The sequence below is a fragment of the Niallia sp. Sow4_A1 genome, from assembly GCF_052116745.1.
In the GTDB taxonomy this organism is placed as follows: domain Bacteria; phylum Bacillota; class Bacilli; order Bacillales; family Cytobacillaceae; genus Niallia; species Niallia hominis.
Window position 1 is genome coordinate 1 of record NZ_JBQKKM010000093.1, and the last position, 7,249, is coordinate 7,249.

Below are 7,249 nucleotides of genomic sequence, written 5' to 3' on the forward strand. Positions count from 1 at the left end.
CTTGCGAGCTCGACTACTTTTCTTGCGACTTTCCCACTTTTACTTGCGAGTTCGGCTACTTTTCTTGCGACTTTCCCACTTTTACTTGCGAGTCCGGCTACTTTTCTTGCGCTTCCATACCATACTTGCAGGTTCGACAACTTTTCTTGCTACTTTCCCACTTTTACTTGCGAGTCCGGCTACTTTTCTTGCGACTTTCCCACTTTTACTTGCGAGTCCGGCTACTTTTCTTGCGACTTTCCCACCTTTACTTGCGAGTCCAGCAACTTCACTTACAACTCCTACACTCCCACCAACTAAAATAAGACACATCCCACACCTTAACATGTGTATGGAATATGTCTTTCTAAAAGTCAACCAAAAAGCAGAATGAAACAAAATCAAAATCCTACTTCTGCAAATACCATTCGATCTTTGCCATTAATATCAAATTGCACTTCTACTTTTGCTTGGGGAAATGCTGCTTGCAAGAGCTGCGCTACTGATTTGCTTTGTCCTGCACCTACTTCAAATCCAATAATAGCTTTATCCTTTAGAACATTAGGTAATTCTTCACAGAGTCTTTTATACAAAACAAGACCATCTTCTCCAGCAAATAGTGCTCTATGTGGCTCATGCTCGGTAACAACATCAGACATTGTCACGATGTCTCCTTTTGGAATGTATGGAGGATTGGAGAGGACAACATCAACCATTTGCCCCTTTGCAATAAATGGCTGCAAAAGATCTCCCTGTATGAATTCAATAGAATCCGCGCCTAAATTCTCAGCGTTTTGCTTTGCTACAGCTAACGAAACTTCATATAGATCTGTAGCTATTACCTGCAACGAAGGATTTTCAAGCTTCATTGTTACTGCAATCGCACCGCTTCCTGTTCCGACATCCACTAGTTTTAAGGCTGCTTTTTTCCCGAACAGCCTGTCTATCCGTGCAAGCGCAGATTGAACAAGCTCCTCAGTTTCTGGACGAGGAATAAGTACTTCTTTATTTACAGTAAAGGCTCGTCCATAAAATTCTTCCTGTCCAATAATATATTGAACTGGCCGTCCTTGGGCATGTAAATAAATCAGCTTTTTAAAGCTTTCCAGTTGTTCTTCTTCCATCTCTTCACGAAATTTAACGAGCATTTCTGATCTACTTACTTGCAATGAATGCCTAAGTAAGATTTCCGCTGCGTATTCTTCCCTGTCATGCTCCTTTAAATAAGAAGAAGCCCATTTTAGGGCTTCGAATACTTTACACATCGGAAGCACTTTCCAAACGACTAGATTGTTCTTCAAAAATAAGCGCATCAATAATATCGTCCATTTTTCCTTGAAGAATTTGATCTAGCTTTTGAATAGTCAATCCAATACGGTGGTCTGTTACACGATTTTGCGGGAAGTTATACGTCCGAATTCGCTCTGAACGATCCCCCGTTCCCACCGCTGATTTACGTTGTTGATCATATTCCGCTTGTGCTTCTTGCTGGAATTTATCATAAACACGTGCTCGTAATACTTTCATTGCTTTTTCTTTATTTTTAATCTGTGATTTTTCATCCTGACAGGAAACAACAGTGCCTGTTGGAAGATGGGTTAAACGGACTGCAGACATCGTTGTATTAACACTTTGTCCTCCAGGTCCACTAGATGCAAATGTGTCAACCCGAATATCTTTTTCATGTATTTCAATTTCTACTTCTTCTGCTTCAGGCAAGCACGCTACTGTAGCAGTAGATGTATGAATACGACCGCCAGATTCTGTTTCTGGGACACGCTGTACACGGTGGGCACCATTTTCAAATTTCAATTTGCTGTATGCCCCTTTTCCGTTAATCATAAAGATGATTTCTTTGTAGCCACCAACACCTGTTGAGCTTGCATCAATGACTTCCATTTTCCACCCTTGCGCCTCAGCAAAACGGCTATACATCCGGAAAAGATCCCCTGCAAATAAAGCAGCCTCATCTCCGCCAGCTGCTCCCCTTACTTCCATGATAACGTTTTTATCATCATTCGGATCTTTAGGGATCAACAAAATTTTTAAACGCGCTTCTAATTCTTCGATACGCGCAGCCGTTTCATCTAGCTCTTCCTTCACCATTTCGCGCATTTCTGGATCTAGCTTTTCTTCCAGCATCGTTTTAGCTTCCGTATGCTGTTCTTTTACTTCTTTATATTCACGATAAACTTCTACTGTTTCTTGAATATCCGATTGCTCTTTCGAATAGTCACGCAGTTTTTTTGTATCATTCACAATTTCAGGATCACTTAATAATTCATTAAGCTTTTCATAACGATCCTCTACAGCTTGAAGACGATCAAACACACTATTCACCTCGTTTTTATCCATAACGTATTCATTATATTATAGGTTATTTTCGCCGTCAAAACCAATTTCTTATGAAAAATGGCATTTATGGCTTATTTTCACTCCTCATAAAGCCCATTGCTTTCACAGCCCCTCTTCCTTCACACAGGAGTCGAGTGTCTCCTGTTTCAGAAGAACATAACCTCTTCTAACAATAAGACCTATGAATTTTCAAGAAAAAATAAACGCTCCCTTTTGCTCAATAACCACAAGAATTTTTACAGAGTCAATTTTCCATTTATCTATTATAATAGAGTTAACACTAAAAAGAGAGGATACAACAGAATGTCCCTTACCAATCAATCCGTTTATGAATATGTGATGGAGCAAGCTCCATCCATCACAAAGACTTGGTTTTCCATTAAAGACGGGGAAGCAGGATCTATTTATTCAAAGAATACTTCCTCATCTGTTGCAGAGCTATTAACCAAACAGCATACGTATACAATCCAAACTGTTATGAGCGCTTTTCTAGAAGATGAGAGCATTTTTGCTGAAAATCTAGAGCTTTGGGCAAATAAGGTAGCTAAAAGTAGAGTAGAACTAGGCACACCAGTTCACGAAGTTTTGCAGGCATTAAGTATCACTAGACAAGTTATATGGGACTCTATTGAACAGTTTATCCTTGAGCAAAAAAATATACCAACTGAATTAATATTACAATGGAGTTCAAAATTTCACTTTACTTTTGATCGACTAACGAATCAATTCACAACCATGTATCACGCTTTCACAAAGCAAAAGCTTCATTCTCAACAGGAATTAATCCAACAATTAAGCGTCCCTGTTATTCCGATTACAGAATCAATTGGGGTCCTCCCATTAGTCGGAGACATCGATAGCTTACGAGCAAAATTTATTCTTGAAGTTGTTCCTGTTAAATGCAAAGAGGAAGGGATTAATCATCTGTTCATTGATTTATCTGGTATTTCTTCTATCGATACAAAGGTGGTGCATGAACTAATGAAACTAACTAAAATCCTTTCCTTCATTGGCATTGAAGCAACCATTTCTGGACTTAGTCCTGACACGGCCCAGCTGATTACTACGCTAGGAATTAGTTTAGGAAATGTCCCTACCTATAGTACACTGAAACAAGCGTTATCTTTTGAACAGACGCCCGTTCAAAAGGCTTTGAATGTAAAAGTAAAATCGGTAGATTAACATTATTCTGTCATCCATATCGATCTACAAAAATCAAATTCGTTAAAAAAACTCCGATAATTTCTACTTATTCACTCAATAGGAACTAGAGAAATAAGAGACTATCGGAGTTTTTATTACAATTATTTATCTATTAAACTAGTAAAATGGTTAAGCGAATTAATTCAGTAATTTTTCCCCTACAACAAACTCATCACGTATCTCGCCAACAATTTCTTCTAATATATCCTCCATTGTGACAAGACCAACAATTACCCCTCGTTCATTCTTTACTAATCCCATATGCACTCTTTCCTGCTGCATTTTAAGAAGAGCTGTTTTAATAGGTGCGCTTTGTAGAAAAATAGGCATCTCATGAATAAACTCTTCCATTTTTGTTTCTCTTCCTGCTACAACATTTGTTAGCATCTCTTTCGTATTTACATAGCCTACTAGCTTTGTTTGATCTTTGGTAACAGGATATCGCGTATATTCATGTTTATCCAACAGTGTCAAAACCTCTTCAAAAGACATTTCTAATTCCACATTCACAATCTGTTCTCGCGGAATCATAATTTCTTTCAAAATTCGATTATCGAAAGCAAAAATATTCTTTAAATACGCTAATTCAGTCTGGTTGATTTCGCCACTTTCATAGCTTTGATTCACTATAAGCTTTAATTCCTCTTCCGAGTGAGCTGTTTCATGCCCAATTGGTTTTATGCCAAACCATCCAAGGATTGCTTGTGATGAGCCATTTAATGCATGGATAATAGGCTTCGTAATTCTTCCAAACCAATATAATCCAGGAGCTAGCATTAAAGTCATTTTTTCAGCATATTGGATTGCTAGTGTCTTTGGAGCAAGTTCTCCAATTACTACATGCAAAAAGGAAACTACTGATAAAGCTATCGCATAAGAAAGAACGGTTGATAAAGCACCTGGTACATCAAACCTTTCAAACAAAGGATGGAGCATCTTTTCCACAGTCGGTTCTCCTAACGCTCCTAAAACCAATGCAGTAATGGTTATTCCCAGCTGACAGGCAGATAAATAATAATCCAACTCGTGGGCAACTTTCTTTGCTACTACCGCCTTTTTATTGCCTTCTGCAATTAACTGATCCAGTCTTGACATCCTTACTTTTAATATCGCAAATTCAGCACCTACAAAAAATGCTGTCAATAAAATAAATACTGCTACTAAAAACAAATTTAATAGAATAATACTGTCCAATTATTTCCCTCTAGCCTTGAGGGATTCACCTCCATGATTATAGATAAAGCATTTTTTCATCCTAGCTAGTTGTTCACAACGTTTTGAGTAAGACACACTTCTTTAATTTGGTAGTTATCCATGTCTGTTACCATCCATAAGCGGTCTCCTTGCTCTACTTGATCTCCAATCTTAGCAGTATCCAATAGCTTATATTGAATCCAGCCTGCTATTGTATCAAGCTCTTCGCTTTCCTCAAAAGGCATCCCAAAACGTTCTTCCAGTTCATCTAGCAATACACGGCCGTTAATAAAATACTTATTTCCCGACTCCCGGATATCCGCTACTTCATCTGCATCAAACTCATCACGGATTTCACCAACTAGTTCTTCTAAAATATCCTCCATCGCCAGAATACCAGACGTACCACCATATTCATCGATAACTAACAGCATATGCACTCTTTCTTGCTGCATTTTCAGAAGGGCATCCTGCAAGCTTGTTACTTCCAATACAACCGGAAGATCACGAACAAATTCTGTTAATTCTCGATTTCTTCCCCAAGCCATCTGTGTCAGCATTTTCTTTACATTAACAACACCTAGGATGTGATCCTTATCCCCATCTTCTGTTACTGGATAACGAGTATAATTGTGCTCATCCAAGATTTTCACGATATCGTCATATGACATATCTTTATTTAGCGTAACAAATTCTGTTCTTGGAACCATAATATCCTTTGCTACCCTTTCATCGAAGGAGAAGACATTTTCCATATAGGCAAGCTCTGTCTGGTCAATTTCTCCACCTTGATAGCTTTGTGCCATTACTATTTTTAATTCTTCTTCCGAATAAGCCTGTTCATGCTTAACAGATTTTACCCCCATTAAACGAAGCACTACTTGTGCAGATCCATTTAATGCCCATATAAATGGTTTCATCACTATTCCAAACCAATATAATGGCGGTGCTAACATTAAGGTTAGTTTCTCAGAAAATTGAATGGCAAGTGTTTTTGGAGCCATTTCTCCAACTACAACATGCAGAAACGTAACCAATGCAAAAGCAATAGCATACGAGGCAACAGATGCGACAGATGGTGAAGCATTCATTAAATTAAATACTGGATATAATAGTTGCTCAATTGCTGGTTTCCCTAAGGCACCAAGGCCCAGTGCTGTGACAGTAATACCTAGTTGACACGCCGATAGATAGTAGTCTAAATCACCCGCTACCTTCTTCGCGACAATTGCCTTTTTGTTTCCTTCTGCAATTAGCTGTTCTATTCGTGACATCCGAATTTTAACTACAGCAAATTCAGAACCAACAAAGAAAGCTGTCAGTACTAATAATAGTACCAGTAAAAATAAATTTGTTATCGTTATTATGTCCAATTATTTCCCTCTTTTGAGGGATTCACCTCCAGGAATAGTTACATTAAAGACAGTAATTTCATTACGTCTAATAATTTTTTTTCAAGTGTATGATACACTTTCTTTTTCTCTTCCTGCGGCGCATCTTTCAATCTTTCTTCCAATGATGCCAGCTTTTTATGCAAACATGCAATTTCATTCTGTACGTCATTCATAATTGGCTCTATTTCATCCTCTTCTCTTGATTGAATAACTTTACGAATTTCATCAATGGACATCCGTTGTTTTTTCAAAAGTTTAATTCGTTCCAATGTATGAAGAACATCTTCCGAATAAAGGCGATAATTGGAATCAGATCGCGTTACAGGAAGCAATTTGTTACTTGTATAATAATCAATCGTTCTTGTTGACAACCCGCTTAATTTCGCCACTTGGCCAATTCGCAATAACGCCTTCCCAATGAAAAAACCCCCTTTTAGTTTATAAGATATTTTTATCATAGCATAGAAAGGAAAATCCGTACAGTACAACGTTATAGTTTTAGGTTTTAGTTTTTCATACTAACTTGGACAGGATTATGGTGCTGGTATGGGGGCCTGTCACCTTTTCCATTTTCCCCCTGCAAAACTCCCTCCCTTGTCACATAAAAAAGCTCCTGCTAAGAGGGATAATGAACTGACCTAGCCAAATGAGACATATATAAAACACCTATCCATATTAAATTTAACACTTTTTCATTAATTTGATATTGGTTCTTTACTGGAAATAGTTCAGGCACTTTGTCACTTTACTTGGAGCCTCTGCGGGCATAGATTCTTTAGCCAGGAAGCCAGATATCTCAAAGAGAATCTGGCTTAGCCATAATAGGCTATCATGCCCGCATCTCCAAATAAAGTGCATGTCTTTTCTACATGCAAAGTGGATAACCCCGAAATCCTTTAAGCTGCCTTTAATCCAAATTCTATTGGAGTTAAGTAGCCTAATTTTGCTTGAATCCTACCCTCGTTGTAATGATGAATGTACCCATCTATTCTAGAAATAACTTCTAAATTAGCTAGGGTATTAAACTTACAATATTGGAATTCCTCTGTCTTTAAATTTGAATGAAATGATTCAATCACCGCATTGTCCCAACAGTTCCCTCGTCTGGACATACTACCTACTAA

8 protein-coding genes are annotated in these 7,249 nt (G+C 38.0%); 1 reads left to right on the forward strand and 7 read right to left on the reverse strand.

Annotation, left to right across the window (positions count from 1 at the left end):
* Positions 1-81: 81 nt before the first annotated feature.
* The 3 genes from ACTQ5K_RS25015 to prfA form a co-directional block, all read right to left on the reverse strand.
* A complete protein-coding gene (locus tag ACTQ5K_RS25015) occupies positions 82-312 on the reverse strand; it encodes a hypothetical protein (protein ID WP_441994429.1) in 231 nt (76 codons plus the stop codon).
* Between the two features lie 68 nt (positions 313-380).
* Positions 381-1,244 carry a peptide chain release factor N(5)-glutamine methyltransferase gene (prmC, locus tag ACTQ5K_RS25020; RefSeq protein ID WP_048718865.1) on the reverse strand — a complete coding sequence of 288 codons (864 nt, stop codon included), beginning with the start codon at positions 1,242-1,244 and terminating at the stop codon, positions 381-383.
* Positions 1,237-2,310 carry a peptide chain release factor 1 gene (gene prfA, locus ACTQ5K_RS25025; protein ID WP_031538940.1) on the reverse strand — a complete coding sequence of 358 codons (1,074 nt, stop codon included), beginning with the start codon at positions 2,308-2,310 and terminating at the stop codon, positions 1,237-1,239. The genes prmC and prfA overlap by 8 nt, the downstream gene beginning before the upstream one ends.
* Before the next feature lie 327 nt (positions 2,311-2,637).
* On the opposite strand from prfA, the gene ACTQ5K_RS25030 reads away from it, so the two are divergent.
* Positions 2,638-3,516, forward strand: a complete 879-nt coding sequence (locus tag ACTQ5K_RS25030) for an STAS domain-containing protein (protein WP_441994430.1) — start codon at positions 2,638-2,640, stop codon at positions 3,514-3,516.
* Positions 3,517-3,675: 159 nt separating this feature from the next.
* On the opposite strand, the gene ACTQ5K_RS25035 is transcribed toward ACTQ5K_RS25030, so the two are convergent.
* The 4 genes from ACTQ5K_RS25035 to ACTQ5K_RS25050 form a co-directional block, all read right to left on the reverse strand.
* On the reverse strand, positions 3,676-4,731 hold the full coding sequence (locus ACTQ5K_RS25035) for a hemolysin family protein (RefSeq protein WP_251629627.1): 1,056 nt from the start codon (positions 4,729-4,731) through the stop codon (positions 3,676-3,678).
* 65 nt (positions 4,732-4,796) lie between these two features.
* Positions 4,797-6,104: a hemolysin family protein gene (locus ACTQ5K_RS25040; protein WP_031538945.1), complete on the reverse strand. Its 1,308-nt coding sequence runs from the start codon at positions 6,102-6,104 to the stop codon at positions 4,797-4,799.
* 38 nt (positions 6,105-6,142) lie between these two features.
* Positions 6,143-6,529, reverse strand: a complete 387-nt coding sequence (locus ACTQ5K_RS25045) for a MerR family transcriptional regulator (RefSeq protein ID WP_031538946.1) — start codon at positions 6,527-6,529, stop codon at positions 6,143-6,145.
* Between the two features lie 492 nt (positions 6,530-7,021).
* Positions 7,022-7,249, reverse strand: a 228-nt coding sequence (locus ACTQ5K_RS25050) for an IS3 family transposase (protein ID WP_441994431.1), incomplete at its 5' end; no start/stop codon positions are given.